The following is a 24,544-nucleotide window of genomic DNA, read 5'->3' as shown; positions in this document are numbered from 1 at the left end:
TCTCCAAGCCGGTACGATCGCGACATGAGTACACACCGTTGGAAACCCAGTGTCACGGTCGCGGCCCTCATCGAGCAGGAGGGCCGCTTCCTGCTGGTCGAGGAAGAAACGCCCGACGGCCTGCGCCTGAACAACCCCGCCGGCCACCTGGAGCCGGGCGAGTCGATGCTGCAAGGCGTCGTGCGCGAGGCGCTGGAGGAGACCGGCCGCCACTTCACGCCCGATGCGTTGCTGGGCGTCTACCTCGCGCGGATGCACCGCGAAGCCGATCCGGCCGAGGACATCACCTACCTGCGCTTCGCCTACCGCGGGCAGGTCGGCGAGCCGATCCCTGGCGCCACGCTCGACGCCGGCATCGTCCGCACCGTGTGGATGACGCCGGACGAGATCCGTGCCAGCGTTGCCCGCCACCGCTCGCCGATGGTGCTGCGCTGCATGGAAGACCACCTCGCCGGCCGTCGCCAGCCACTCGACACCATCTGGTGCGAGGACCGCATCGGGCCGCAGCCATGACGGCGTCCGCGAAGTCAGCAAAGAAGCAACGCATCGTCGTCGGCCTCAGCGGCGGCGTGGATTCGGCCGTCAGCGCGTGGTTGCTGAAAGAGCAGGGGCACGAGGTCATCGGCATCTTCATGAAGAACTGGGAGGACGACGACGACAGCGAGTTCTGCTCCACGCGGCAGGACTTCCTCGACGCCGCCTCGGTGGCCGACGTGCTCGGCATCGAGATCGAGCACGTCAACTTCGCTGCTGACTACAAGGACCGCGTCTTCGCCGAGTTCCTGCGCGAATACGCGGCCGGCCGCACGCCGAATCCGGACGTGCTCTGCAACGCCGAGATCAAGTTCAAGGCGTTCCTGGACCACGCGATGCGCCTGGGGGCCGACAAGATCGCCACGGGCCATTACACCCGTGTGCGCCAGAACGGCACGACCGGCCGCTTCGAGCTGCTCAAGGGACTCGATCCGAGCAAGGACCAGAGCTACTTCCTGCACCGGCTGAACCAGGCGCAGCTCTCGAAGACGATGTTCCCGGTCGGCGAGATCCACAAGACCGAGGTGCGCCGGATCGCCGCGGAGATCCACCTGCCGAACGCGAAGAAGAAGGATTCGACCGGGATCTGCTTCATCGGCGAGCGGCCGTTCCGCGATTTTCTGAACCGGTATCTGAGCAAGGAGCCAGGGTCGATCCGCGACGACCGGGGGCGCCTGCTCGGCGAGCATGTGGGGCTGAGCTTCTACACGCTGGGGCAGCGCAAGGGCATCGGCGTCGGCGGCGTGAAGGAGAAGGGCGCGGCGCGGGGCGGCGGCGAGCACGAGCCATGGTTCGTCGCCCGCAAGGACATCGAATGCAACACGCTCTACATCGTGCAGGGGCATGAGCACCCGTGGCTCAAGTCGCGGCACCTGCTGGCGGCGGATGCGAGCTGGGTGGCGGGTGAGCCGCCAGCGGGCGGGGCGCTGGCCGCGAAGACGCGGTATCGGCAGGCGGACGCGGCGTGTCTGCTGACCGGGCCAGGGGCGGTGGCGGGGGAGTTCGGGTTGCACTTCCACGATGCGCAGTGGGCCGTCACGCCGGGGCAGTCGGCGGTGGTCTATGACGGGGAGATTTGCCTGGGGGGTGGGGTGATCGCGGCGGTGGAGGCTTGAACAGGGCACGGGATTTTGTCATGACATTGTCTGGCGGCTGTGCTACCGTCTGGTGGCATAGTCAGGAAGCAGGAGTCCACGCCATGACCACGGTGAACCGAACCAACCGAACCGAAAAGCTGGACCTCCGGCTCACACCGGCCGCCAAGCAAGCCTTGGTGGCCGCGGCGCTGGCGGACCACCGCTCCGTCAGCGAATTCGTGCTGGACAGTGCGCTGTCACGCGCGCAGGAGATGCTGGCGCAGCGCCAGCACTTCGGGCTGGACGCTGTGAAGTGGGCGGAGTTTCTCGGCGCGCTGGAGTCTGGACCGCGAGAACTGCCTGCGGTGCAAGCCCTGTTCGCCAAGCCCAGCCCGTTTGAAGTGCCGCTGCAGAAGTGACCACCTTTCGCATCGAGAAGCTGTCGCGGTACCACGCGGTGGATACCTTTGACTGTGGAGAACCGGCCCTCGATCGCTTTCTGGCCCGCTTTGCGTGGGGCAGCCAGCAGGCCAACGCTTCGCAAACCTATGTGGCGCTGGCGGATGACGTCGTGGTGGGATTCTTCACCTTGGTGGTCGGGCAGGTCGCCTACGAGGACGCCCACGAGCGATTGGCCAAGGGCCTTGCGCGCCATCCCATTCCCTTGCTGCTGATTGCGCGGTTGGCCATTCATCGTGCGTGGCAGGGGCAAGGTCTGGGTGCCGGGCTGTTGAAAGACGCCATGCGCCGCACGGTCCACGCGGCGGACATTGCCGGCATTCGTGCCTTGGCGGTGCATGCGAAGGACGAAACCGCTGCTGCGTTTTATCGCCGTTTTGACTTCATCCCCTCGCCCACGGACCCGCTGCACCTGTTCTTGCTCATCAAAGACCTCGCGTGCTATGTGACGGCCTCGAATTGACGGGCGTTCTGTCGGGTGAGCTGATTTCGCTTGAACTTGTCGTTCCGTTATCAGAAGGCGCGAGAAGCCCCGTCCTTCAGGGCGGGGAGGCAGAGCGCAGGCTTGCGCAGCGAGCCATTGGCTTGGTGGTTGAGTTTTCTGTGGCATTGTTGACCCGGACGAAGCGACAAGCCCCGGAGTTCAGCCCGGGGTCGAGCGTTCAAGCCGTTCCGGCTTGTCAACCGACATGTATGGAAATACAGTTGTCGGATGGAAGCCGTGAAGACCCTCAAGCTGCGCATCAAGGACAAGCACGCGGGCGTGCTGTCCTTGATGGCGCGCGAGGTCAATCAGGTGTGGAACTACTGTAACGAGACCAGTTCGCGGGCGATCCGCGAGCGCGGAAAGTGGCTGAGCGGGTTCGACCTGCAGAAGCTCACGGCGGGGTACTCGAAGTGCGAGGGCGTGCGGATCGGTAGCGCCACGGTGCAACTGGTGTGCGAGGAATACGCCACCCGGCGCAAGCAGTTCAAGAAAGCCCGGCTCAATTGGCGCGTGTCGAACGCGAAGGCGGCGAAGCATTCGCTGGGCTGGGTGCCGTTCAAGGCGGGCGGCGCGAAGTACAAGGCCGGGCAGATCGCTTTTCTCGGGCACAGGTTCAGTCTGTGGGACAGCTACGGGCTGAGCCGGTTCGATCTGCGCGCTGGCTCGTTCTCGCAGGACGCGCGCGGCCGGTGGTACCTGAACGTGTGCGTCAAGGTGGACGTGCTGAAGTCGGCTGGCACTGGGCTGATCGGTATCGACCTCGGCCTGAAGACTGCAGCGACGTGCTCGGACGGCGAAGAGCTGGCGTCCGGCCTGTACCGCAAGCATGAGGGCGCGCTGGGGATCGCCCAGCGAGCCGGGAAGAAGGACCGGGTGCGTGCGATCCACGCGAAGATCGCCAACACGCGCAAGGACGCGATGCACAAGTTCAGCACCGGGCTGGTCGAGCGCAACGCGGCGATCTTCGTCGGGAACGTGCAGGCCGGCGCGATGGTGAAGACTCGGATGGCGAAATCCACGCTGGACGCCGGGTGGTCGATGATGAAGACGATGCTGGAATACAAGAGCCATCAGGCCGGCATCGTGTTCGAGGAGGTGAATGAAGCCTATACAACCCAGACCTGTTCGCGCTGCGGGGGCATACCCGCCAGCAGTCCGAAAGGCAGGACAGGTCTGCGAATGAGGCGATGGACATGCTGCGATTGCGGCGCGGAACACCACCGCGACGTGAATGCAGCCAGGAACATCGCCGCGCGCGGACATGCGCGTCTCGCAGGAGGAATCCCCGTCCTTTAGGGCGGGGAGGATGTCAACAAGAGCATGAATTTCCTCGACCTGGCGGGCGTCGAGGTCTGGGACACCGAACTGCGCGAGCGCCGCGCCATGGGCGGCGACCTGTATTTCCACCGCCCCCGCCCGCAGGTGATCCAGATCTGGACCCGCACCGGCTTTCTCGATCGGCTGGGGCGGGACCATGTGTTTCCCGACAAGCAGCAGGCGATCGCGGCGATCTATTCGCGGTTGGACCGGGCGGTGTGCGCGCGGTGTGCGGTGCGGGTGTTCCGGGAATGCCAGACCGATGATCCCGGTGTGGTGATTTGACCTAGGGTTTTCCATGAGTTGAAGTACAGTCGCGCCGTCGCCCGCTGCTGTCTCCTGCCATGTCCACCGCTGCTCCCCGTCCTCTCCACGGCATCCTGTTCGTCATCGCCGCCGTCGCCCTGTTCGCCTGCTTCGACGCGGGTGTGAAGACCGCCAGCGCGATCGCTTCGGTCGGGCTGGTGGTCTGGACGCGCTACCTGTTCCAGGTCGGGTTCACCGCGCTGACCATGCTGCCGCGTCGGGGCACCGCACTGCTGAAGACCCGTCGGCCGGGCCTGCAACTGCTGCGCGGCCTGAGCCTGCTGTCGCTGAGCGTGCTGGCCTTCTTCAGCCTGCAGGTGATGCCGGTCGGCGAGTTCACCGCCATCGTGATGCTCACCCCGCTGCTGATCACGCTGCTGGCCACCTTGACGCTGGGCGAGCGCGTGCCGCTGGTACGCTGGCTGCTGCTGGCGGGCGGGATGGTCGGCGCGCTGGTCGTGATCCGGCCCAAGGGCGAGGCGCATGACCTCGGCTGGGCGGCATTGCTGCCGGTCGGGCTGGTGCTGTCGAACGCCGTGTTCCAGCTCATCACCAGCCGCCTGGCGCGCACCGAAGACCCCGCGACAACCCAGTTCTACACCGGCCTGACCGGCGCCGTGCTCACCAGCGTGCTGTTGCCGTGGAGCTGGCAGACGCTGACGCCGGCCGGCTGGGCGTTGCTCGTGCTGCTGGGCGCGCTGAGCACCTCGGGCCACTTCCTGCTGATCCTCGGCTACATGCGCGCCGGGGCCGCCACGCTGACGCCGTTCCTGTACTTCCAGATCGTCTTCGCCACGCTGGTCGGCTGGCTCTGGTTCGGCCACGCACCGGACGCAGCCACGCTCGGCGGTGTCACGGTCATCACTGCGTGCGGCGTGCTTGGTACCTGGCTGGCCCACCGCCCACGACTGGATGCCGTCACCGTACGGTCCTGACACCAGCACTGTCAGAGCGGTACTTGTTGGTACATTTTTGTATCACCAGACACAAAAGGTGCATTTCTAGTCTGCGATTTGCAAATCAGTGCCCTAGACTCCCCCTCGAATCAGCATTTTTATTCAAGGGTGCGCGTGGTATGGCGATGTCAGCAGAAGTGGGCTTCCTGCCTTGGGCGACTTTCATGCACCGGCATGAGGCGGGTTGGCTGCGGCTGTGGACGGCCATGGACGCTGCACCGGATCTGAGTCCGATCTGGGCGCTCAGCCTGCTGCATGGCCACCAGATCGACACGGCCGAGCTGCAGGTGGCGTTTGCCACGACCGACGGTGGCGAGCTGTCGCTGGTCTGGCCGCTGCGCTTCGCCACGCACCGCCGCATGGGCATGACCTGGCAGAAGGTCGGTGCGCTGTCGAACATTTTCTGTTTGCATGGCGGGCTGCTGACGGCGATGGACACGGGTGTGGCGGTGCGCCAGACGCTGCAGGCGCTGCAAAAGAGGCAGGGCGCGTGGAGCTGGCTGGACGTGGATCTGCTGGAAGTCGGCACCCCCTTGCACACCGCCTGGCTGCGCGCCGCGCAACACTCCGACTGCCGTCTGGAGCGCATCACCAAGGGCCGCTCGCCCTACATCGTCAGCCCCGGCACCCTGGACGATTTCCTCGCCACCAAGACCCGCAATTTCCGCAGCAACATGCGCGCACGGCGCCGGGATGTGCTGAACGATCCGGGCATCGAGGTGCGCTACTACACCCGACCGCACGAGGTGGCGGCGTATCTGGAACAGGCGCTCACCGTCGAAAGCAAGAGCTGGAAGGGGCGCACCGGCTCCTCGCTGGCCGCGCGGGAGTGGGAAACCCGGCTGTACGACACGCTGCTGACCCGTTATGCCGAACTCGGCCGGGTGCTGGCTGCCGTGCTCTTCATCGACGGTGTGCCGACCGCCCACAGCATGGACCTGCTGCAAGGCGATCGCGTCTACGGACTCAAGACCAGCTTCGACCCGGCTTACACGGTGCGCCGTCCGGGCGTGATGCTGCTGGTGGCGCGGCTGGAACGCTACTTCGCGCAAGGGGTGCGCGAGTTCGATTTCATCGGGCTGGACGAGGATTACAAGCTGCAGTGGAGCCGGCAGTGCCGCCCGCACGAGTCGCTGCGCCTGTATGCGCCCACACTGGCCGCGCGGGCGCTGTTCCTGAGCACCGAGCTGCGTCGGCAGTGGCGCGACTACCGCAGCCGGCCGACGGCGCCAGTGCCCGCGCCAGTGCCAGTGCCAGTGCCGGCTGGCCAGCCAGCACTGGCCAAGACATCGCTCGACGGCGACCAGATGTCCGTGTCGCTCTGATCCAGTTGGCTGTTCAGTCCGAAAGTCAGCGCGCTGCTGCTGAACTGCGGGCGGTAGACCGCGGTGGGCCACAGGCAGGGCCACAGCAGCAGCAGCAAGATCGCCAGGATCAGCCGCGATTGCCACCCATCGTGCCGGGTTTCCTCCATCAGGCGACTGAGCGGGCCGATCTGCAGCAGCAGCAGTCCGATGCCGATGTGCAGACCCAACAAGATGACCAGAAAGTGTTGCATGGATCCATGCTAGACACGTTTGGTTCTTGTTGGTACCTATCACCCGCTGTGCGCGCCCTGCAAGCGCGGGGGTGAAATCGGGCAGGTTGCGGCTTTTGGCGTTTCAGGCGTTTCAGGCGCGCAACCCCTGCGGACCATGCAATGCGGCGACGGCGTCTGCCCGTCGTGTCAGCACCGCCCGCTGGTTCAGATAGCCTTTGTCGGTGATCTCGCCCGCGTCCACGCTGGGCGGCTCGTCAAGCACCAAGGCACACACCGGTGTCTGGGATGAACCACCGCCCTCTGCCTTCATCGCCTTCAGGCCGGCGCGCAGGTGTACTTCCAGTTCTGCACGGGGCAGCGCCTTGGCCTGCGGCGTCGGGAAGACCAGCAGGCCGATCTCCTCGCGCTCGTGGCCGGTGATGACGACATCGGCCGCGTGCGGCGCCAGCGCGGTGACGGCGCGGATGCGCAGCGTGCCGACGCTGACCCAGGTGCCGCTGAGCAGCTTGAAGTCCTCGGCCACGCGCCCGTCGAAGACGACGCCGCGCTCGGGGCGGGTGTCATCCACCAGCTTGGCGGCGTCGCCGATGCAGTAATAGCCGTCCTCGTCGAACGCCTTGGCCGTGACCTCGGGTGCGTGGCGGTATTCGGAAAACACGCTTGGCCCGCGCACGCGGATCTCCAGCTTGCCGCCGTTCGGGATCAGCTTCAGGTCGATGCCCGGCAAGGGCAGCCCGATGCAGCCGGCGCGGTCGATGCGCCAATGCACGCTCGTCACGGCCGGCGCCGTCTCGGTTGCGCCCCACGACGACGTGAACCACAGCGGCCGGTCACGCACCTGGGCCACCACCGCTTCGAGCCGCGACCACAGACTCTGTGGCAATGCGGCACCCGCGTAGAACACGCCTTCCAGCCCGCCGAGCACGTCCCGCGCCAGCGCCTCGTCCGCCTCCAGGTAGGGCAGCAGCATGTCGAAGCCACGCGGCACGTTGAAGTGGAAATTCGGCCGCACCTCGCGCAGGTTCGCCACCGTCTTCTCGATCAGCCCCGGCGCCGGGCGGCCTTCATCGACGAACAGGCTGCCCCCATGCGACAGCACCATGTGGAAGTTGTGGTTGCCGCCGAAGGTGTGGCTCCACGGCAGCCAGTCGAGCAGGCGCAGCGGCTGGCGCGTCAGGAAGGGCCACGCCTGCGCGATCTGCTGCTGGTTGGCGCAGAGCATGCGGTGGCTGTTGACGACGACCTTGGGCACGCCGGTCGAGCCGGAGGTCAGCAGGTACTTGGCCGGCCACTCCGGGCGGATCGCGGCGAAGGCGGCCACGACGGCGGGTGATTCATTCCGGTCCAGCAGCTCGGCGAAGGATTGCGCGCCGTCGAAGGCCGCCGCGTTCTGGCTGAACACCACCGGCACGCTGCGCCCTTGTTCCCAGGCGCGCACGTGCGGGCCGTAGACACCCGGTTCGGATGCATAGACCAGCGCCGGATCAAGCGCGTCGAGAATGGCGTGGATCTTCGCGAAGTCCTTCGTCATCCGGCAGTAGGCGCTGGAGACGGTGCAGACGACGCGGCCGAGGTGCATCGTCGCCAGGATCAGCAGCGCGTGGTCCACGCTGTTGTCCGACAGGATCACCACCGGCTTGTCGGCGGGCAGGTTCAGGTCAAGCTGCGCCTGCGCGATGCGCCCGACCGCATCGCGGGTCTGGCGGTAGGTGAGCTGGCGCCAGCCGCCGGCCGCACCGGGGTCGCGTTCGGCGAGGAACAGCGCGTCCGGCGTCGTCGCGGCCCAGTGCTCCAGCCAGTCACCGATGCAGCGCGCAAACGGCTGCAGCGCCTCGGGCGAGCGCAGGATGAAGCCGCCACCGGGCAGGTCTTCGCGCACGACACGCGGCGGGGCGAGCGCGGCCGCGTCGCCGAACAGGGTCAGGTCCATCGTCTTGTCTCCTTGAATGTCCGTCCGGGTCACACGCCCAGATACCCGGCCAGCTCCGCGCTGTTCCTCAACGACTCTGAGGCACCTTCCAGCACCAGCCGCCCCTTCTGCAGCACCACCAGCCGATCCGACTCGGCGCACACCTTGCGGTAGTCGCGGTCCACGATCAGCGTGGCGATGCCGGTGCGGCGGATGTCGGCGATGACGCGCCAGATCTCCTGGACGATCAGCGGCGCCAGCCCCTCGGTGGCTTCGTCGAGGATCACCGCGTCGGGGTTGGTCATCAGCGCCCGGCCGATCGAGAGCATCTGCTGCTCGCCGCCGGAGAGCTGGCTGCCCAGGTTGGTCAGCCGCTCGGACAGGCGCGGGAAGGTCGTCATCACGCGGTCGAAGTTCCAGTCCTTCTGCCCCGACGTGCCGGCGCGGGCGGCCATGACGAGGTTTTCGCGCACGGTCAGCGTCGGGAAGATGCCGCGCCCTTCCGGCACGTAGGCGACACCAAGCTGTGCGGCCTGGTGCGGCAGGCCCTTGGAGAGATCCTTGCCAGCGACGTGGATGCGGCCCTGGCGCTGGCGGACGTGGCCGAGCAGGGTGCGGATCAGCGTCGATTTGCCCATGCCGTTGCGGCCGAGCAGGCCGACGGTTTCGCCCTTGGCGAGCTTGAAATCGAGTCCGTGCAGGATGTGGCTGCTGCCATACCAGGCTTGCACGCCCTGCGCGTCGATGATCAGTGGAGTGGATGGTGCCGACATCTCAGTGGCCTCCCAGGTAGGCGGCTTGCACGTCGCGGTTGGTGCGGACCTCGTCGGGCGTGCCCGTGGCGATCACGGCGCCGTTGACCATCACGGTGATGCGGTCGGCCACGGCGAACACGGCGTCCATGTCGTGCTCGACCAGCAGGATGGCGTGGCCCTTCTTCAGCGAGCGCAGCAGGTCCAGCATCCGGTGCGACTCCTCCGGCCCCATGCCGGCCAGCGGCTCGTCGAGCAGCAGCACACGCGGTTCGGTCGCCAGACACATCGCGATTTCGAGCTGGCGCTTCTGGCCGTGCGACAGGCTCGCCGCCGTGCGCTGCGCCACTGCCGCGAGTCCTGCGCGTTCGATCGCCGCCTTGGCCCGCCCGGTGCTGGTGCGGCAGGCTTGCGCCGACTCCCACCACGCCCACGGCCGCTGCACGCGGGCCTGTGCGGCGAGGCGGCAGTTCTCCATCACCGCCAGCGGCAGGAAGATGTTGTTGCGCTGGTAGCTGCGGCCGATGCCGGCGTGGGCGAGCTTGGGCTGCGGCCAGCGCGTCACGTCCGCTCCGCCGAGCAGGACGGCGCCGCTGCTGGGGGGCAGTTCGCCCGACAGCAGGTTGATCAGCGTCGATTTGCCCGCGCCGTTGGTGCCGATGACGGCGTGGATCTCGCCCTCGTGCAGCGCCACCGACACGTCGCTCACAGCCACCAGCGCGCCGAAGCGGCGGGTGAGGTTGCGGGCCTCGAACAATGCGGTGCTGGTGGTGCTCATGCCGCCTCCTTGCGCTGCTGCAGCCGTGCCCACAGCCCGGCCAGTCCCTGCGGCAGCAGGGCGACCGCGATGATGATGAAACCGCCGAACAGCAACTGCCAGTGCTTGGTCAGCGCCGAGAACCACTCCGACAGCAGCACGAACGCGAACGCCCCCGTCACCGCCCCGCCCAGGCTGCCCAGCCCGCCGAGGATGATCATCACCAGCGCGTTGCCGCTGTAGTGCCAGGACAGGATCTCGGGCGTCACGAAACCGTACTGCGCCGCATACAGGAAGCCGCCCAGCCCCGCCAGCATCCCGGCGACGACAAAGGCCGCGAGCTTGTAGAGCAGCGTCGAATAACCCGCGGCCCGCATGCGCTGCTCGTTGTGCTTGATGCCGACCAGCGCGTGCCCGAAGCGCGAGCGCAGCAGCAAGGCCAGACTGCCCAGCGCCAGCACCAGCGCGCCCAGCACGAACCAGTAGAAGCTGTTCGCCTTCTCCAGGTCGATCCACTGCCAGCCCGCGATCGCGAAGTCCGGCTTGAAGTAGACGTAGGCGCCGTCGCTGCCCCCGGCGAGCTTGGTGTCGTGGAAGACGAAGAACACCAGTTGCCCGAAGGCCAGCGTGACCATGATGAAGTAGATGCCCTGCGTGCGCATCACCAGCGCACCGATGACCAGGGCCAGCAGCGCCGCGCCCGCCATCGCCGCCAGCAGCATCAGCCAGCCATTGCCGGCTTCCGACATCGGCGCGAGCATGGCGACCGCGTAGGCGCCGAAACCGAAGAACGCCGCGTGGCCGAGGCTCACCAGCCCGGTGTAGCCCACCAGCAGTTGCAGGCTCGCCGCGAAGATCGCCATGATCATCACCTTGGCGAGCAGCTCGGTGTGGAACTTGCCGCCGATCGGCTCGGGCAGCAGCGGGAACACCGCCAGCAGCGCGAAGGCGATCACCCAGGCGGCCACGGACAGCGACGAAAAGGATTTGCTGGTGTTGGTGGTGGAATTGAGAGAAGTCATCGCCGATCACCCTGCCTTGAACAGACCGGCCGGGCGCCACAGCAGGATGGCCGCCATCAGCACGTAGACCAGCGCACCGGCCCCTTCCTGCCAGAGCACCTTGCCGAAGGTGTCCACGAAACCGATCAGCAGCGCCGCGACCAGCGCCCCCTTGATCGAACCGATGCCGCCGATCACGACGACGACGAAGCAGATGATCAGCACCTGCCCGCCCATGCCCGGATAGACCGACGACACGGGCGCCGCGATCATCCCGGCGAACACGGCGAGCGCCACGCCCACCGCGAACACCACCCGGTACAGCAGCGTGATGTTGATGCCCAGCGACTGCACCATCTCGCGGTTGGTCGCCCCGGCGCGCACCATCATCCCGAGCCGCGTCTTGCTGATGAGCAGGTACATCCCGAGCGCCATCGCCAGGCACACCGCCGACACCGCCAGCCGGTAGACCGGGTAGGTCATGCCGTTGCCGATGGCGATGGAACCCGCCAGCCAGCCGGGGATGTCCACGCCATGCACGTCGTCACCCACCAGGATGCTGCGCAGCTCCTCGAACACCAGGATCAGCCCGTAGGTCATCAGCACCTGCTGCAGGTGTTCCCGGTCATAGAGGTAGCTGAAGAACACCCACTCCAGCACGTAGCCGAAGGCCACCGCCAGCACGACCCCGACGGCCAGCGCCAGCGGCAGGCTGCCGAACAGCGAACTCAAGCTGAACGCCAGGTAGGCGCCGATCATGTAGAAGCTGCCGTGGGCGAGGTTGATCACGCCCATGATCCCGAAGATCAGCGTCAGCCCCGAGGCCACCAGGAACAGCAGCAGGCCGTACTGCACGCTGTTCAGGCACTGGATGAGGAAGGTGGTGAGGTCCATCGGGGCGTGCGCTGGTCAGTGGTCAGGAAGGGGTCAGAGCTTGCAGCCGCGGGCCGGGTCGGTCAGACCCTTGACGGCGATGGCGACGTTCTTGTTCACCTTGCCGGTGACTTCGCGCAGGTAGAAGTCCTGCACCGGGTTGTGCGCCTTGCTCAGCGTGAACGGGCCGCGCGGGCTGTCGATCTTGGCAGCCTCCATCGCCTTGACCAGCCCGTCGCGGTTGGCCACGTCGCCCTTGACCGCCACCAGCCCCGCGCCGAGCAGTTGCGCCGCGTCGTAGCCCTGCACGGCGTACACGTCCGGCTGCAGCTTGTAGGTCTTGGCGTATTGCAGACGGAAGGCCTTGTCCTTGGCGTTGGTCAGGTCGTCGGCGTAGTGCAGCGTGGTCAGCAGGCCCTTGGCGGCGTCGCCCTGTGCTTCGAGCGTGCCGTCGGTCAGGAAGCCCGCGCCGATCAGCTTGATGTTGGCGCCCAGGCCGGCAGCCGCCCAGTCCTTGACGAACTTGACCGCGCCGCCGCCCGCGAAGAACACGTACACCGCGTCCGGCTTGAGGGCGGCCACTTCGGTCAGCAGTGCCTGGAACTCGACGCCGGGGAAGGGCAGGTTCAGCTCCTTGACCACCTTGCCGCCACCCGCCTCGAAGCCTTCCTTGAAGCCCTTGACCGACTCGTCACCGGCCGCGTACTTCCAGCTCAGCGTCACGGCGGTCTTGATCTTCTTGTCGGCGGCGACCTTGCCCATGGCAAAGCCCGGCTGCCAGTTCGAGAACGACGAGCGGAAAATGTTCGGCGCGCACAAGGGTCCGGTGATGGCGTCGGCGCCCGCGTTGGGGACGATCAGCAGCGTGTTGTTGTCCTTGGCGACCTTGGCCATCGCCATCGCCACGCCCGAGTGGACCGTGCCGACCATCACGTCCACGTTGTCGCGCTTGACGAGCTTGTTGGCGTTGTCGGACGCCTTGGACGGGTCGGACTCGTCATCGACCTTGACGAACTCGATGGTCTTGCCACCGAGCTTCCCGCCTTGTTCATCGACGTACTGCTTGAAGCCGTTCTCGATCGCCACGCCGAGGGCCGCGAAGGTGCCGGTGTAGGGCAGCATGAAGCCGACCTTGATCTTGTCCTGGGCGAAGGCGCCGCCGGCCAGCGACAGCAGGGCGGTGGCGACGAGGGTGCGGGTGAAGAAGGGGGTCATGTCATGTCTCCTGATGAGTCCTGAAGGGGGTGTGAGTGTGTCTCAACGGGTGTGACGATGCAGGAAATCGGCCGCGGCGTCGATCAGGGCTTCCGGCTGGTCACGGTGGGGGCTGTGGCCGCAGGCGTCGAGCTTCAGCAGCGTGGTGCGGTCGGGGCAGCGGTCGGCGATGCGCTCGATCTGGGCCATCGTGCCGTACTGGTCGTCGTGGCCCTGCACGGCGAGCACCGGGCAGCGGACCTGCGCCACTTCGCGCTCGATGTTCCAGTCGCGGAAGGCCGGGTCGAGCCAGATGTCGTTCCAGCCGCGGAAGGCGGAGTCGGGGTCAGCGTGGTGCTTACCCAGCTTCGTGCGCAGATCGGTCGTCGCGTAGGCGGTGCGGGCGTCCTCGATGCTGGCGATGGTCAGGTCTTCGACGAACAGGTGCGGCGCGGCGACGACGAGCGATGTCACGCGCTCGGGGAACATCGCCGCGTGCAGCAGCGCGATCGAGCCGCCGTCGCTGTGGCCGAACAGCGCATACGGCTGCGTCACGCCCAGCGTGTCCAGCAGCGGCGGCAGCACCTCGCGCGCCTGCCGGTGCATGAAGTCGGGCCGCCAGCGTTCGTCGGCGGGTTTCGGCGTGGACTGCCCATACGCCGGGCGCGAATACACCAGCCCCGCGCAGCCGAGCCGCGCGCACAGCCGATCCGGAAAGTCGCGCCACATCGACAGCGAGCCGAGGCCCTCGTGCAGGAACACCAGCAGCGGCAGCGGCGCAGCACCCGTCAGCGCCTCCGCCGGGGCGGCGATGCGGCGGTACTCGATGCGCACCGGGCGGTCGGCCCAGTCGATGTCGGCGAAGGCGGTGTCGTGCGCCATCTCAGCCCTGTGCTTTTTCCTGGTCCCGCAGCTTGAACCGCTGGATCTTGCCGGTGGCGGTCTTGGGCAGGTCGGCGACGAACTCGATCTGGCGCGGGTACTTGTACGGCGCGAGCTTGTCCTTCACGAACGCCTTGAGCGTCGCCTCGTCGGCCTCGGCGCCGGGTTTCAGCACGACAAACGCCTTGGTCTTGGTCAGGCCGTCCGCGTCGATCACGCCGATCACCGCCGCTTCGAGCACCGCCGGGTGCTGCACCAGCGTCGCCTCGACCTCGAACGGCGAGACGTAGATGCCGCTGACCTTGAGCATGTCGTCGCTGCGGCCGCTGTAGGTGTAGGTGCCGTCGGCGTTCTTCACGTACTTGTCGCCGCTCTTGGTCCAGCCGCCCTGGAAGGTGTCGCGGGTCTTGTCGCGGTTGCCCCAGTACATCATCGCGGCGCTTGGCCCCTGGATGTAGAGGTCGCCCGGCTCGCCATCCGGTACCGTGCCGCCGTTCTCGCCACGCAGCTCCACCGTGTAGCCCGGCACCGGCCAGCCGGTCGTGCCGTAGCGCACCGCGTCGGGGCGGTTGCTCAGGAAGATGTGCAGCATCTCGGTCGAGCCGATGCCGTCCACGATGTCCACGCCGAAGTGGCGCTGGAACCGCTCGCCCAGCTCGCTCGGCAGCGCCTCGCCTGCTGATGACACCAGCCGCAGCGTCACCGCGTCGCGCGCCGGCAGGTTCGGGTGGACCAGCATGCCCGCGAAGCCGGTCGGGGCACCGAAGAACACCGTCGGTTTCACCCCGGCTTGCGAGGCGGTCGCGCCGAGCCAGCGTTTGAACGTGGCATCCGGCGTGGGGCGCTCGCCCATCAGGACCGTGGTGGCGCCCACCGTCATCGGGAAGGTCAGCCCGTTGCCCAGCCCGTAGGCGAAGAACAGCTTGGCCGCCGAGAAGCACACGTCGTCCTCGGTCAGCGCCAGCACGCCCTTGCCATACAGCTCGGCGGTCCAGTAGGGGTTGGCGTGGGAATGCACCGTGCCCTTGGGGCGGCCCGTCGATCCGGACGAGTAGAGCCAGAAGCCGGGGTCGTCGCCGCTGGTGGTGGCGGCTTTCTGTGCGGGGGCGTGGGCGCTGAGGAATGCCTCGAACTCGACCTCGGCCGGGTGCAGCGGCGCGGCTGGGCGCGAGACGATGACCTTCTGCACCTCGTGGTCCGACTTGACCAGCGCGGCGGTCAGCGTCGGCAGCAGGGCGCCGGAGACCAGCACGGCCTGCGCCCGCGAGTGCTCCAGCATGTAGGCGTAGTCGTCGGCGGTCAGCAGCGTGTTGACCGCCACCGGCACGATGCCGGCGTGCATCGCGCCGAGGAAGCTCACCGGCCAGTCGTTGCCGTCCTGCATCAGCAGCAGCACGCGCTCTTCCCGCTTCAGCCCCAGCGCCCGCAGCCCGCTGGCCAGCCGGCGCACGCGCTCGTCGAGTGCGCCATAGGTGAGTGCGCCGAGGTCGTCGAGGAAGGCGGCCTTGTCGGCGCGGCCGGTGTTCAGTGCCAGCAGGTGCTGCGCGAAGTTGAAGGGTTGGCCGGAGATCAGAGCGGTCATGGGGTGTCCTTTGGCGTGCCGGGGGCGGTCACAGGCCGGTGAATTCGATCGCGCCTTCGGGCAGCAGGTACAGCACCTGCGCCCGACCGCCCGACACGGTAGGGCGGTGCGCGCTGCCCGGCCCGTAGACCAGCCAGCCGGCGCCGCGGCCGTCGAAACGGGCGTCCGGGTCGATCGGCACGATCAGGTCGATCTCGCCGTGGGGGTGGCGGTGGTGCGGGCCGACCACGTTGTCCATGTCCACGACATCGACCGAGCAGCGCGCCAGGTCGTCGGCCGACTTGAAGATGCGCCCGTAGCGCAGGCCGCCGCCTTCGCGGTTGCACAGCCAGCCTTCGGCCACGCCGGTGTGGATCTCGGCGGCCAGCTGCCGGTACGTCTCGCTGTCTGCACCATGGTGCAGGTTCAGCCAGGCGTCGAGGTCGGCGTCGAGGGGCCGACCGGCGATCTGTGTACCGAGTTCGGCCAGCGCGGCGCGGAAAGTGGCTTGCGACATGGTGGTGGGGTCCGGGTTTGATCTAGTTTGATCTGGTGGGGCTTGCAGCCCGCATGAACATGCACTATTGTGCTTTCGATGAACGATAGTTCTCGGTCCGTTCAGTGTCAAGCAATATAGTGCATACATAGTGTTTTCCCCCATGCAGGTCAACTCCCTCGAAGCGTCGGCGCTGGCCGCTGTCCCCTCCTCGGCTGACGAAGCCAAGAACCCGCTGCTGGTGACCCTGGGCGAGCGCGTGCGGGATCTGCGCGCCCGGCGCGGCCTGACGCGCAAGGCCGTGGCGCAGGCGTCGGAGGTGTCGGAGCGGCATCTGGCGAACCTGGAATACGGCACGGGCAATGCGTCCATCCTGGTGCTGCAGCAGGTGGCGGGGGCGCTGCAGTGCTCGCTGGCCGAGCTGATCGGCGACGTGACCACCTCGTCGCCCGAGTGGCTGATGATCCGCGAGCTGCTGGAGGGCCGCAGCGATGCCGAACTGCGCCGCGCCCGCGAGGCGCTGGCCGGGCTGTTCGCGGCGGGCACGTCGGCGCAGGGGGGTGGGCGTGGCCACTGCATCGCGCTGATCGGCCTGCGCGGGGCGGGCAAGTCCACGCTGGGGCAGATGCTGGCGGACGACCTGGGCTATCCGTTCATCGAACTGAGCCGGCAGATCGAGCAGTTCGCTGGCTGCAGCATCAGCGAGATCCACAACCTCTACGGCACCAACGCCTACCGCCGCTATGAACGGCGCGCGCTGGAGGAGGCGATCCAGATCTACCCCGAGGTGGTGATCGCCACGCCGGGCGGGCTGGTGTCGGACGCGGCGAACTTCAACCTGCTGCTCGGCCACTGCACCACGGTGTGGTTGCAGGCCACGCCCGAGGACCACATGCAGCGTGTGGCCGCGCAAGGCGACCTGCGCCCGATGGCGGGCAGCCACGAGGCGATGGAGGATCTGCGGCGCATCCTGGCGGGGCGGTCGTCGTTCTACGAGAAGGCGGATCTGGTGTTCGACACCAGTGCGCAGGATTTGCCGGAGAGCTTCACGGCGCTGCGGCAGCAACTGCGGGTCGCACTGGGCTTGCCGGCCTGAGCGGCCGGCGGGCCGCGACCAGCGATCAGCGCGCCTTGGTCGGCACCGGCGCCAGCGTCACCGGATGGAAATACGCCTCGACCCGCTGCCCCTTGTCGTCGAGCGCGTAGACCTCGTAGCAGCCGCCGTCTTCCTTGATGCGGCGCACCTGCCAGCCCTTGTCGGTGAGCTGCTTGGTCAGCACGTCGGTGCTCTGCCAGCCGGACTTGGCGCCGGAGTCGCAGGTGGCCAGGCCGGTGGCGTGGGCAGCCGGGAGTGCGCACAGCACGAGGGCGAGCGAGGCGAGGGCTTGGCGGATGGGGTGGTGGTGGCGGGTCATGCGGATGTCCTTGTGGCGCGTTGAAGAAGGTGCATCGTGCCGCGGGACTGTTGCCCGCAGGTTTCTCTCGGATTCACTCCGGATCCAGTGTCAATCTTCGATTCAGAATCGACCGCCATGAACACACCACCTCTGGTTCTCGCCGCTGCCGCTGTCCTGCTGAACATGCCGCTCGCGGCTTCGGCGGCTGACCTGGCCTCGCGCATCGCCCGCGTCACCGTCTACCCCGGCACCGCTGTCGTCGAACGCACCGCCCGCGTGCCGGCCGGTGCCCGCGAGGTGGTGCTGAACTGCCTGAGTCCGCAGTTCGACATGGCCTCGCTGCGCTTCGAAGCCGATGCCCCGATCCGCCTCGGCCCGGTCACCGCCACCACGCGCCCGCGCAGCGAACTGCCCGCCTGCAGCACCAGCCCGCTGGACGGCCGCATCACCGCGCTGGAGGACCGCCTCGCCGCGCTGACGGCCGAACATGCGTCGCAGGAGCTGGTGCTCGGGCTGCTGAAGGGTGCGACCGCGACCCCCCCGCTGGCCGCGACCCTCACCCTCGTCCAGCGCACCAGCCAGGACGCCTACCAGCAGCAGCACCGCCTCCAGCGCGAGCGCGAGAAGCTTGAGCGTGAACTCGCTCCGCTGAAAGCCGAGCGCGACCGCCAGCAGCCCGGCGGCGGCGAGGTGCGCCAGTTGCGCGTGCAGCTCCAGGCGGGGGCCGAAGGGGAGCTGCGCCTGCAGTACCAGACCACCGGCCCGACCTGGGCGCCCGCCTACCGCGCCACGCTGGACCCAGCCGCCGCCACGGTCGAGATGGAGCGCCAGGCGCAGGTCAGCCAGAACACGGGCGAGGACTGGGCCGGCGTGGCGCTGCGGCTCTCGACCGGCTCGCCGCAGTCGGCCACCAGCGGGTCGGCGCCGCGGCGCTGGGAAATTTCACCGCGCCCGCCGATGCCCGTGGCACCCGTCGCCATGGCGATGGCCGCTCCCGCGCCTGCGCTGATGGCGCGCAAGGGTTCGGCCATGGAGTCCGCCGAGTCGATGGATTTCGCCGTGCAGGTGCGCCAAGGGGAGTTCGCCACCGAATTCGAGGTGCCGGGCCAGGTCGATGTCGCGCAGGGCGGGCAGCGTGTGGCCTTCTCGCTCGGGACACAACGCTGGCCCGCCCGCGTCAAGGTGCAGACCGTCCCGCAGGCCGACCCGAGCGCGTGGCTCATCGCCGAGGTGGCGCGCCCGGACGGCGTCTGGCCCGACGGCAGCCTGCAACTGCTGCGCGGCACGCAGGTGGTTGGCCGCACCACCTGGCGCCTGGGCGAGCGCGAGACGCTGGCGCTGTCCTTCGGTCGTGACGAGCAGGTGCGCGTGCAGAACCTGCCCGTGACGCAGCAGACCGCCAGCGCCGGCTTCATCGGCACCCGCACCGAGCGCCGCGTCGGCCGCCTCTACGAGGTCGAGAACCGCCGCCGCACCGCGGTGACGCTGGAGGTGCTCGAATCGACGCCGGTCAGCACCGACGAGAAGATCACCGTTACCCGCCAGTTCACGCCCGCGCCGCAGCCCGGCGACTGGCAAGACCAGCCGGGTGTCGTCGCCTGGACGCAGACGCTGGCGCCGGGGCAGAAGGCGCGTTTCGGGGCGGAGTACCTGATCGGCCATGCGAAGGATCTGCCGGTGATCGAGCGGCGGTGACGTGACCGTGGCAGGGACTCAGGCATTCGCCGCGTTGATCCCCGCCAGCCCCCCCAGCAGCTCCACCACCGCCGCCAACTGCTCGCCCGACACCGCTTGCGTGGCGTCCTGGCAGATCACCTCGGCCGACGCCAGCGCGTAGCCGTGCAGCTCCTCGCCTGCCGGGGTCAGCGTCGCATAGCCGACCCGAGCGTCCCGCGGATCGGACTCGCGCCCCACCAGCCCGATCTTCTCCAGCGGCAGCAGCGTGCGCGTCACCCCTGAAGCGGTCAGCCCCATGCGCTCGGCCAGATCGATGCGCCGCAGCCGGCTGCCTTCGGCGCGGGAGAGGCTGTGCAGCACCATGAAATCGCTGAAGCTCAGGCCGTGGACGCTGGAGAGCTTGCTGTCGAGCCGGCGGGTCAGCACGGCGTAGGCGCGGGTCAGGCGCAGGCAGAGTTCGAGTGAGGTACTGGTCGTGGACATGCAAATGCTTTCTTTGTATTTGATATATCAACTATAAATCAAGCAAATCGACACTGCAAGGCCCCGTAGTTACCCGAATTCAAGACAACACGCACTGGAATGCATTGCGTCGCGTCAGTACATGCAATATCATGCATTCACTGAGTCACCCGACCCCCACCCCATTCCCACCAGATGCACCACCGTGCGTCTCGCCTCTGGAGCTGTCCCATGAGTGATGCCGCTGTTGCCACCGCCACCGTCCCCGCCGCCGTCGATTACCGCACCCACCCGTCGCGCTACCGCCACTGGAAGCTGTCGTTCGAAGGCGCCGTCGCCACGCTGGCCGCCGACTTCGACGAAAACGCCGGCCTGCGTCCCGGCTACAAGCTCAAGCTCAACAGCTACGACCTGGGCGTGGACATCGAGCTGAACGACGCCATCAACCGCGTCCGCTTCGAGCACCCGGAAGTGCGCACGGTCGTCGTGACCAGCGCGAAGGAGAAGGTGTTCTGCTCGGGCGCCAACATCTTCATGCTGGGCGTGTCGAGCCACGGCTGGAAGGTCAACTTCTGCAAGTTCACCAACGAGACGCGCAACGGGCTGGAAGATTCCTCGACGCACTCGGGCCTGAAGTTCCTGGCGGCCGTGAACGGCGCCTGCGCTGGCGGCGGCTACGAGCTGGCGCTGGCCTGCGACGAGATCATCCTGGTCGATGACCGCTCGTCCGCCGTGTCGCTGCCGGAAGTGCCGCTGCTGGGCGTGCTGCCGGGCACGGGCGGCCTGACCCGCGTGACCGACAAGCGCAAGGTGCGGCACGACCTCGCCGACCTGTTCTGCACCAGCGTCGAAGGCGTGCGTGGTCAGAAGGCCAAGGACTGGCGCCTCGTGGACGACATCGTCAAGCCGGCCCAGTTCGCTGCCAAGGTGCAGGAACGCGCCCTGCAACTCGCCGCAAAGAGCGACCGCCCCGCCGATGGCAAGGGCGTCGAGCTGGTGCAGGTCGAGCGCACGGTCGAAGCCGACGCGCTGCGTTACGCCAACGTCACCGTCGAGATCGACCGCGCCAAGCGCACGGCGACCTGGACCGTCAAGGCCCCCACCGGCGTGCAGCCGACCGACATCGCCGGCATCGAAGCCGCCGGCGCCGCCTGGTATCCGCTGGTGATGGCCCGCGAGCTGGAAGACGCGATCCTGACGATGCGCACCAACGAGCTGGAGATCGGCACCTGGCTGATCAAGACCTCGGGCGACGCTGCCGACGTGCTGGCGATGGACGCCACGCTCGCCGCCCACCAGAACCACTGGCTGGTGCGCGAAACGATCGGCCTGCTGCGCCGCACGTTCAGCCGCTTCGATGTCTCGTCGCGCAGCCTGTTCGCGCTGATCGAGCCGGGTTCGTGCTTCGCGGGCACCTTCCTCGAACTGGCGCTCGCCTGTGACCGCAGCTACCACCTCGCGCTGCCGGACGACGAGTCCGCTGCGCCGAAGCTCACCGTCGGCGAGGCCAACTTCGGCCGCTACCCGATGGTCACCGGCCAGAGCCGGATGGGCCGCCGCTTCTACGACGAACAGCCGGCGATGGACGCCGTGCGCGCCGCGATCGGTCAGGCGCTGGACGCCGACGCCGCCTTCGCGCTGGGCCTCGTCACGTCGAACCCGGACGACATCGACTGGGCCGACGAAGTGCGCATCGCCATCGAGGAGCGCGTGGCGATGTCCCCGGACGCGCTGACCGGCCTGGAAGCCAACCTGCGCTTCAACGGCCCCGAGAACATGTTCACGCGCGTCTTCGGCCGCCTGACCGCGTGGCAGAACTGGATCTTCCAGCGTCCCAACGCCGTTGGCGAAAAGGGCGCGCTGAAGGTCTACGGCAAGGGCGACAAGGCCGCGTTCGACTGGAACCGGGTCTGATCTGAATCCGCATCGAGTTCAAGGAGCACACACATGAGCAGCATCGACTACAGCCAGAAGATCCCCAACAACGTCAACCTCAGCGAAGACCGCACCCTGCAGCGCGCGCTGGAGCAGTGGCAGCCCAACTTCATCAACTGGTGGGACGACATCGGCCCCGAAGGCTCGACCAACAGCGACGTGTACCTGCGCACCGCCGTCAGCGTCGATCCGCAGGGCTGGGCGCAGTTCGGCCACGTCAAGATGCGCGACTACCGCTGGGGCATCTTCCTGAACCCCGGCGAGACCGACCGCACCATCCACTTCGGCGACCACAAGGGCGAGAAGGCGTGGCAGGACGTGCCCGGCGAGTACCGCGCCAACCTGCGCCGCATCATCGTCACGCAGGGCGACACCGAGCCGGCCTCGGTCGAGCAGCAGCGCCACCTCGGCCTGACCGCGCCGAGCATGTACGACCTGCGCAACCTGTACCAGATCAACGTCGAGGAAGGCCGCCACCTGTGGGCGATGGTCTACCTGCTGCACAAGCACTTCGGCCGCGACGGCCGCGAAGAAGCCGAGGCGCTGCTGGAGCGGCGTTCGGGCGACGAGAACAACCCGCGCATCCTGGGCGCGTTCAATGAAGCGACGCCGGACTGGCTGGCGTTCTTCATGTTCACGTACTTCACCGACCGCGACGGCAAGTTCCAGCTCTGCGCCCTGGCCGAGTCCGCCTTCGACCCGCTGGCGCGCACGTCCAAGTTCATGCTGACCGAGGAAGCGCACCACATGTTCGTGGGCGAGTCCGGCATCAGCCGCGTCATCAGCCGCACCGCGCAGGTGATGAACGAGCTGAAGACCGACGACGTGGGCAAGCTGCGCGCCGCTGGCGTGATCGACCTGCCGACGATCCAGCGTTACATCAACTTCCACTACAGCGTCACCATCGACCTGTTCGGCGCCGACGAGTCCAGCAACGCCGCGACCTTCTACAGCTCGGGTCTGAAGGGCCGCTACGAAGAAGGCAAGCGCGTCGATGACCACCAGTTGCGCGGCCAGACCTACAAGGTGCTGGAAGTGCGCGGCGGCCAGTTGGTCGAGAAGGACGTGCCGATGCTCAACGCGCTGAACGAAGTGCTGCGCGACGACTACATCAAGGACTCGGTGGCCGGCGTGAACCGCTGGAACAAGGTGCTGGAGAAGGCGGGCATCCCGGTGAAGCTGACCGTGCCGCACAAGGCGTTCCACCGCAACATCGGCGCGCTGTCGGGCGTGAAGGTGGCGCCTGATGGCCGCGTGGTGTCGGACGCCGAGTGGGCCGCCAAGGTGGACCAGTGGCTGCCCTCGGGCGGTGACCGGGCGTTTGTCGCCAGCCTGATGGGCCGTGTCGTGGACCAGGGCAAGTTCGCCAACTGGATCGCGCCGCCGGTCATGGGCATCAACCGCCAGCCGGTGGACTACGAGTACGTGCGCTTCAACTGAACGGGTTGAGTGCCGCATACTCGACGGACGAACGCTCAAGGGGCCTGACGGCCCCTTCTTCACGACTTGGAGACCCCCATGGACATGGCCGACACGGCAGTCATCCGCCAGCACCTCATCGACCCCGAGATCTGCATCCGCTGCAACACCTGCGAGGCGATCTGCCCGGTGGGAGCGATCACGCACGATGACCGCAACTACGTGGTCGATGCGGGCAAATGCAACCTGTGCATGGCCTGCATCTCGCCGTGTCCGACGGGTTCGATCGACAACTGGCGGGTGATGCCGCGGGTGATGGCCTACACGCCCGAGGCGCAGCTCGAATGGGAGGAACTCCCCGCCGAGCTGACGCCGGAGCAGTTGGCCGAAGCCGGTGTCGCCGATGGCGCGGCGCCGGACATCGAACCGGCGGCCGTGTCGCTGCCGGCCGCGGCCGATGGCGCGACTGCGTTCAACAGCGCGCAGTACGGCGCCTCGCTGCCGCCGTGGTCCGCCGCGCACGCCTACACCAACCTCTACGGCCCGAAGGCGGCGGAGAAGACGGTGACGGCCACCGTGACCGGCAACGTGCGCGTCACCGAGGTCGGCCAGCACGCCGGCAGCGATTACGACACGCACCACGTCGTGCTCGACTTCGGCGCGATGCCGTTCCCGGTGCTGGAAGGGCAGTCGATCGGCATCGTCCCGCCCGGTGTCGATGACAAGGGCCGCGCCCACCACGCCCGCCAGTATTCGATCGCCAGCCCGCGCAACGGCGAGCGTCCCGGTTACAACAACGTCTCGCTGACCATCAAGCGCGTGCTGGAGGACCACCAGGGCCGGCCGGTGCGCGGCGTGGGCAGCAACTACATGTGCGACCTGCAGGTCGGCGACAAGGTGCAGGTGATCGGCCCGTTCGGCACCAGCTTCCTGATGCCGAACCACCCGAAGTCGCACCTCGTGATGATCTGCACTGGCACGGGTTCGGCGCCGATGCGGGCGATGACCGAGTGGCGGCGCCGGCTGCGGGCGAGCGGCAAGTTCGAGGGCGGCAAGCTGATGCTGTTCTTCGGCGCCCGCACCAAGGAAGAGCTGCCGTACTTCGGCCCGCTGCAGACGCTGCCCAAGGACTTCATCGACACCAGCTTCACCTTCTCGCGGGAAGCGGGCAAGCCGAAGCGGTACGTGCAGGACGCGCTGCGCGAGCGGGCGGCGGATCTGGCGCTGTTGCTGGCCGATCCGAATGCGTATTTCTACGTCTGCGGGCTGAAGGCGATGGAGGAGGGCGTCGTGCTGGCGCTGCGCGATGTGGCGCAGCAGGCGGGGTTGCACTGGGACACGGTGGGGGCGGCGCTCAAGGCGCAGGGGCGGTTGCACCTGGAGACGTACTGAGTTCGTGCGGCCATGACGCTCGCGCAGACAGACTATGCCCAGTGGCTCCAGACCCTCAAGGAGCAGATCCGCACGGCCCGCATCAAGGCGAGCCTGGCGGTCAACAGCGAGCTGATTCGCCTGTATTGGCGACTCGGCCGCGAAATCCTTGCTCGGCAGGAC

Annotated in this window: 25 protein-coding genes; 13 read left to right on the top strand and 12 right to left on the bottom strand. The window is 67.6% G+C overall.

Annotation, left to right across the window (positions count from 1 at the left end):
• Window positions 1-24: 24 nt before the first annotated feature.
• From QZW52_RS05335 to QZW52_RS05300, 8 genes are all read left to right on the top strand, one after another.
• Window positions 25-513 (top strand): NUDIX hydrolase, encoded by a 489-nt coding sequence (locus QZW52_RS05335; protein ID WP_293996072.1) that lies wholly within the window; start codon window positions 25-27, stop codon window positions 511-513.
• Window positions 510-1,649 (top strand): tRNA 2-thiouridine(34) synthase MnmA, encoded by a 1,140-nt coding sequence (gene mnmA / locus QZW52_RS05330; RefSeq protein ID WP_293996070.1) that lies wholly within the window; start codon window positions 510-512, stop codon window positions 1,647-1,649. Before QZW52_RS05335 ends, mnmA begins: the two co-directional genes overlap by 4 nt.
• A gap of 83 nt (window positions 1,650-1,732) precedes the next feature.
• Complete coding sequence (locus QZW52_RS05325; protein ID WP_293996068.1) at window positions 1,733-2,029, top strand: type II toxin-antitoxin system TacA family antitoxin; 297 nt, start codon at window positions 1,733-1,735, stop codon at window positions 2,027-2,029.
• A complete protein-coding gene (locus QZW52_RS05320; RefSeq protein WP_293996066.1) occupies window positions 2,026-2,532 on the top strand; it encodes a GNAT family N-acetyltransferase in 507 nt (168 codons plus the stop codon). The genes QZW52_RS05325 and QZW52_RS05320 overlap by 4 nt, the downstream gene beginning before the upstream one ends.
• Before the next feature lie 249 nt (window positions 2,533-2,781).
• Window positions 2,782-3,852: an RNA-guided endonuclease InsQ/TnpB family protein gene (locus tag QZW52_RS05315; protein ID WP_293996064.1), complete on the top strand. Its 1,071-nt coding sequence runs from the start codon at window positions 2,782-2,784 to the stop codon at window positions 3,850-3,852.
• A 24-nt stretch (window positions 3,853-3,876) separates the two neighbouring features.
• A complete protein-coding gene (locus QZW52_RS05310; protein WP_363226178.1) occupies window positions 3,877-4,158 on the top strand; it encodes a sodium-independent anion transporter in 282 nt (93 codons plus the stop codon).
• A 59-nt stretch (window positions 4,159-4,217) separates the two neighbouring features.
• On the top strand, window positions 4,218-5,114 hold the full coding sequence (locus QZW52_RS05305; protein ID WP_293996062.1) for a DMT family transporter: 897 nt from the start codon (window positions 4,218-4,220) through the stop codon (window positions 5,112-5,114).
• A 185-nt stretch (window positions 5,115-5,299) separates the two neighbouring features.
• Window positions 5,300-6,460, top strand: coding sequence for a GNAT family N-acetyltransferase (locus tag QZW52_RS05300; RefSeq protein WP_293996060.1), 1,161 nt, complete (start codon window positions 5,300-5,302; stop codon window positions 6,458-6,460).
• On the opposite strand, the gene QZW52_RS05295 is transcribed toward QZW52_RS05300, so the two are convergent.
• From QZW52_RS05295 to QZW52_RS05250, 10 genes are all read right to left on the bottom strand, one after another.
• On the bottom strand, window positions 6,343-6,693 hold the full coding sequence (locus QZW52_RS05295; protein ID WP_293996058.1) for a hypothetical protein: 351 nt from the start codon (window positions 6,691-6,693) through the stop codon (window positions 6,343-6,345). The two genes, QZW52_RS05300 and QZW52_RS05295, sit on opposite strands and share 118 nt — an antisense overlap.
• A 112-nt stretch (window positions 6,694-6,805) precedes the next feature.
• Window positions 6,806-8,605: a feruloyl-CoA synthase gene (locus QZW52_RS05290; protein ID WP_293996056.1), complete on the bottom strand. Its 1,800-nt coding sequence runs from the start codon at window positions 8,603-8,605 to the stop codon at window positions 6,806-6,808.
• A gap of 29 nt (window positions 8,606-8,634) precedes the next feature.
• Window positions 8,635-9,357, bottom strand: a complete 723-nt coding sequence (locus tag QZW52_RS05285; protein WP_293996054.1) for an ABC transporter ATP-binding protein — start codon at window positions 9,355-9,357, stop codon at window positions 8,635-8,637.
• Window position 9,358: 1 nt separating this feature from the next.
• Window positions 9,359-10,114, bottom strand: coding sequence for an ABC transporter ATP-binding protein (locus QZW52_RS05280; RefSeq protein ID WP_293996052.1), 756 nt, complete (start codon window positions 10,112-10,114; stop codon window positions 9,359-9,361).
• Complete coding sequence (locus tag QZW52_RS05275; RefSeq protein WP_293996050.1) at window positions 10,111-11,115, bottom strand: branched-chain amino acid ABC transporter permease; 1,005 nt, start codon at window positions 11,113-11,115, stop codon at window positions 10,111-10,113. The genes QZW52_RS05280 and QZW52_RS05275 overlap by 4 nt, the downstream gene beginning before the upstream one ends.
• Window positions 11,116-11,121: 6 nt before the next feature.
• The gene (locus QZW52_RS05270) at window positions 11,122-11,988 is read right to left on the bottom strand and encodes a branched-chain amino acid ABC transporter permease (RefSeq protein ID WP_293996048.1); all 867 of its coding nucleotides are present in this window, start codon (window positions 11,986-11,988) and stop codon (window positions 11,122-11,124) included.
• Between the two features lie 33 nt (window positions 11,989-12,021).
• Window positions 12,022-13,182 carry an ABC transporter substrate-binding protein gene (locus QZW52_RS05265; RefSeq protein ID WP_293996046.1) on the bottom strand — a complete coding sequence of 387 codons (1,161 nt, stop codon included), beginning with the start codon at window positions 13,180-13,182 and terminating at the stop codon, window positions 12,022-12,024.
• A 42-nt stretch (window positions 13,183-13,224) separates the two neighbouring features.
• Window positions 13,225-14,043, bottom strand: coding sequence for an alpha/beta fold hydrolase (locus tag QZW52_RS05260; protein ID WP_293996044.1), 819 nt, complete (start codon window positions 14,041-14,043; stop codon window positions 13,225-13,227).
• A gap of 1 nt (window position 14,044) precedes the next feature.
• The gene (locus QZW52_RS05255) at window positions 14,045-15,625 is read right to left on the bottom strand and encodes a benzoate-CoA ligase family protein (RefSeq protein WP_293996042.1); all 1,581 of its coding nucleotides are present in this window, start codon (window positions 15,623-15,625) and stop codon (window positions 14,045-14,047) included.
• Window positions 15,626-15,653: 28 nt separating this feature from the next.
• Window positions 15,654-16,121 carry a 4-hydroxylaminobenzoate lyase gene (locus QZW52_RS05250; RefSeq protein ID WP_293996040.1) on the bottom strand — a complete coding sequence of 156 codons (468 nt, stop codon included), beginning with the start codon at window positions 16,119-16,121 and terminating at the stop codon, window positions 15,654-15,656.
• A 142-nt stretch (window positions 16,122-16,263) separates the two neighbouring features.
• Here QZW52_RS05250 and QZW52_RS05245 point away from each other — a divergent pair, with 142 nt between their 5' ends.
• Complete coding sequence (locus QZW52_RS05245; RefSeq protein WP_293996038.1) at window positions 16,264-17,196, top strand: helix-turn-helix transcriptional regulator; 933 nt, start codon at window positions 16,264-16,266, stop codon at window positions 17,194-17,196.
• Between the two features lie 25 nt (window positions 17,197-17,221).
• Here QZW52_RS05245 and QZW52_RS05240 read toward each other — a convergent pair whose 3' ends face one another.
• Entirely contained in the window at window positions 17,222-17,515 is a 294-nt protein-coding gene (locus QZW52_RS05240; protein ID WP_293996036.1) for a PepSY domain-containing protein, read from the bottom strand.
• Window positions 17,516-17,632: 117 nt separating this feature from the next.
• On the opposite strand from QZW52_RS05240, the gene QZW52_RS05235 reads away from it, so the two are divergent.
• Window positions 17,633-19,192 (top strand): DUF4139 domain-containing protein, encoded by a 1,560-nt coding sequence (locus QZW52_RS05235; RefSeq protein ID WP_293996035.1) that lies wholly within the window; start codon window positions 17,633-17,635, stop codon window positions 19,190-19,192.
• Window positions 19,193-19,210: 18 nt separating this feature from the next.
• Here QZW52_RS05235 and QZW52_RS05230 read toward each other — a convergent pair whose 3' ends face one another.
• Window positions 19,211-19,657 (bottom strand): MarR family winged helix-turn-helix transcriptional regulator, encoded by a 447-nt coding sequence (locus QZW52_RS05230; protein ID WP_293996033.1) that lies wholly within the window; start codon window positions 19,655-19,657, stop codon window positions 19,211-19,213.
• Window positions 19,658-19,867: 210 nt separating this feature from the next.
• On the opposite strand from QZW52_RS05230, the gene boxC reads away from it, so the two are divergent.
• The 3 genes from boxC to boxA all read left to right on the top strand — a co-directional run bounded on the left by boxC (window position 19,868) and on the right by boxA (window position 24,382).
• Entirely contained in the window at window positions 19,868-21,550 is a 1,683-nt protein-coding gene (gene boxC, locus QZW52_RS05225) for a 2,3-epoxybenzoyl-CoA dihydrolase (RefSeq protein ID WP_293996031.1), read from the top strand.
• 33 nt (window positions 21,551-21,583) lie between these two features.
• Window positions 21,584-23,011, top strand: coding sequence for a benzoyl-CoA 2,3-epoxidase subunit BoxB (gene boxB / locus QZW52_RS05220; protein ID WP_293996029.1), 1,428 nt, complete (start codon window positions 21,584-21,586; stop codon window positions 23,009-23,011).
• 78 nt (window positions 23,012-23,089) lie between these two features.
• A complete protein-coding gene (boxA, locus tag QZW52_RS05215; protein WP_293996027.1) occupies window positions 23,090-24,382 on the top strand; it encodes a benzoyl-CoA 2,3-epoxidase subunit BoxA in 1,293 nt (430 codons plus the stop codon).
• Window positions 24,383-24,544 lie beyond the last annotated feature (162 nt).

It is taken from the genome of Sphaerotilus sp. (genome assembly GCF_013299175.1).
GTDB lineage: Bacteria > Pseudomonadota > Gammaproteobacteria > Burkholderiales > Burkholderiaceae_C > Sphaerotilus.
The sequence above is the reverse complement of the archived record's forward strand: the minus strand, read 5'-3'. Positions and strand labels throughout refer to the sequence as shown.

Excerpts from the sequence above, each read along its gene's own strand:
- QZW52_RS05335 (WP_293996072.1), top strand. The coding sequence starts at position 25 with ATGAGTACACACCGTTGGAAACCCAGTGTCACGGTCGCGGCCCTCATC.
- mnmA (WP_293996070.1), top strand. The coding sequence starts at position 510 with ATGACGGCGTCCGCGAAGTCAGCAAAGAAGCAACGCATCGTCGTCGGC.
- QZW52_RS05325 (WP_293996068.1), top strand. The coding sequence starts at position 1,733 with ATGACCACGGTGAACCGAACCAACCGAACCGAAAAGCTGGACCTCCGG.
- QZW52_RS05315 (WP_293996064.1), top strand. The coding sequence starts at position 2,782 with ATGGAAGCCGTGAAGACCCTCAAGCTGCGCATCAAGGACAAGCACGCG.
- QZW52_RS05310 (WP_363226178.1), top strand. The coding sequence starts at position 3,877 with ATGAATTTCCTCGACCTGGCGGGCGTCGAGGTCTGGGACACCGAACTG.
- QZW52_RS05305 (WP_293996062.1), top strand. The coding sequence starts at position 4,218 with ATGTCCACCGCTGCTCCCCGTCCTCTCCACGGCATCCTGTTCGTCATC.
- QZW52_RS05300 (WP_293996060.1), top strand. The coding sequence starts at position 5,300 with ATGCACCGGCATGAGGCGGGTTGGCTGCGGCTGTGGACGGCCATGGAC.
- QZW52_RS05295 (WP_293996058.1), bottom strand. The coding sequence starts at position 6,693 with ATGCAACACTTTCTGGTCATCTTGTTGGGTCTGCACATCGGCATCGGA.
- QZW52_RS05290 (WP_293996056.1), bottom strand. The coding sequence starts at position 8,605 with ATGGACCTGACCCTGTTCGGCGACGCGGCCGCGCTCGCCCCGCCGCGT.
- QZW52_RS05285 (WP_293996054.1), bottom strand. The coding sequence starts at position 9,357 with ATGTCGGCACCATCCACTCCACTGATCATCGACGCGCAGGGCGTGCAA.
- QZW52_RS05280 (WP_293996052.1), bottom strand. The coding sequence starts at position 10,114 with ATGAGCACCACCAGCACCGCATTGTTCGAGGCCCGCAACCTCACCCGC.
- QZW52_RS05275 (WP_293996050.1), bottom strand. The coding sequence starts at position 11,115 with ATGACTTCTCTCAATTCCACCACCAACACCAGCAAATCCTTTTCGTCG.
- QZW52_RS05270 (WP_293996048.1), bottom strand. The coding sequence starts at position 11,988 with ATGGACCTCACCACCTTCCTCATCCAGTGCCTGAACAGCGTGCAGTAC.
- QZW52_RS05265 (WP_293996046.1), bottom strand. The coding sequence starts at position 13,182 with ATGACCCCCTTCTTCACCCGCACCCTCGTCGCCACCGCCCTGCTGTCG.
- QZW52_RS05260 (WP_293996044.1), bottom strand. The coding sequence starts at position 14,043 with ATGGCGCACGACACCGCCTTCGCCGACATCGACTGGGCCGACCGCCCG.
- QZW52_RS05255 (WP_293996042.1), bottom strand. The coding sequence starts at position 15,625 with ATGACCGCTCTGATCTCCGGCCAACCCTTCAACTTCGCGCAGCACCTG.
- QZW52_RS05250 (WP_293996040.1), bottom strand. The coding sequence starts at position 16,121 with ATGTCGCAAGCCACTTTCCGCGCCGCGCTGGCCGAACTCGGTACACAG.
- QZW52_RS05245 (WP_293996038.1), top strand. The coding sequence starts at position 16,264 with ATGCAGGTCAACTCCCTCGAAGCGTCGGCGCTGGCCGCTGTCCCCTCC.
- QZW52_RS05240 (WP_293996036.1), bottom strand. The coding sequence starts at position 17,515 with ATGACCCGCCACCACCACCCCATCCGCCAAGCCCTCGCCTCGCTCGCC.
- QZW52_RS05235 (WP_293996035.1), top strand. The coding sequence starts at position 17,633 with ATGAACACACCACCTCTGGTTCTCGCCGCTGCCGCTGTCCTGCTGAAC.
- QZW52_RS05230 (WP_293996033.1), bottom strand. The coding sequence starts at position 19,657 with ATGTCCACGACCAGTACCTCACTCGAACTCTGCCTGCGCCTGACCCGC.
- boxC (WP_293996031.1), top strand. The coding sequence starts at position 19,868 with ATGAGTGATGCCGCTGTTGCCACCGCCACCGTCCCCGCCGCCGTCGAT.
- boxB (WP_293996029.1), top strand. The coding sequence starts at position 21,584 with ATGAGCAGCATCGACTACAGCCAGAAGATCCCCAACAACGTCAACCTC.
- boxA (WP_293996027.1), top strand. The coding sequence starts at position 23,090 with ATGGACATGGCCGACACGGCAGTCATCCGCCAGCACCTCATCGACCCC.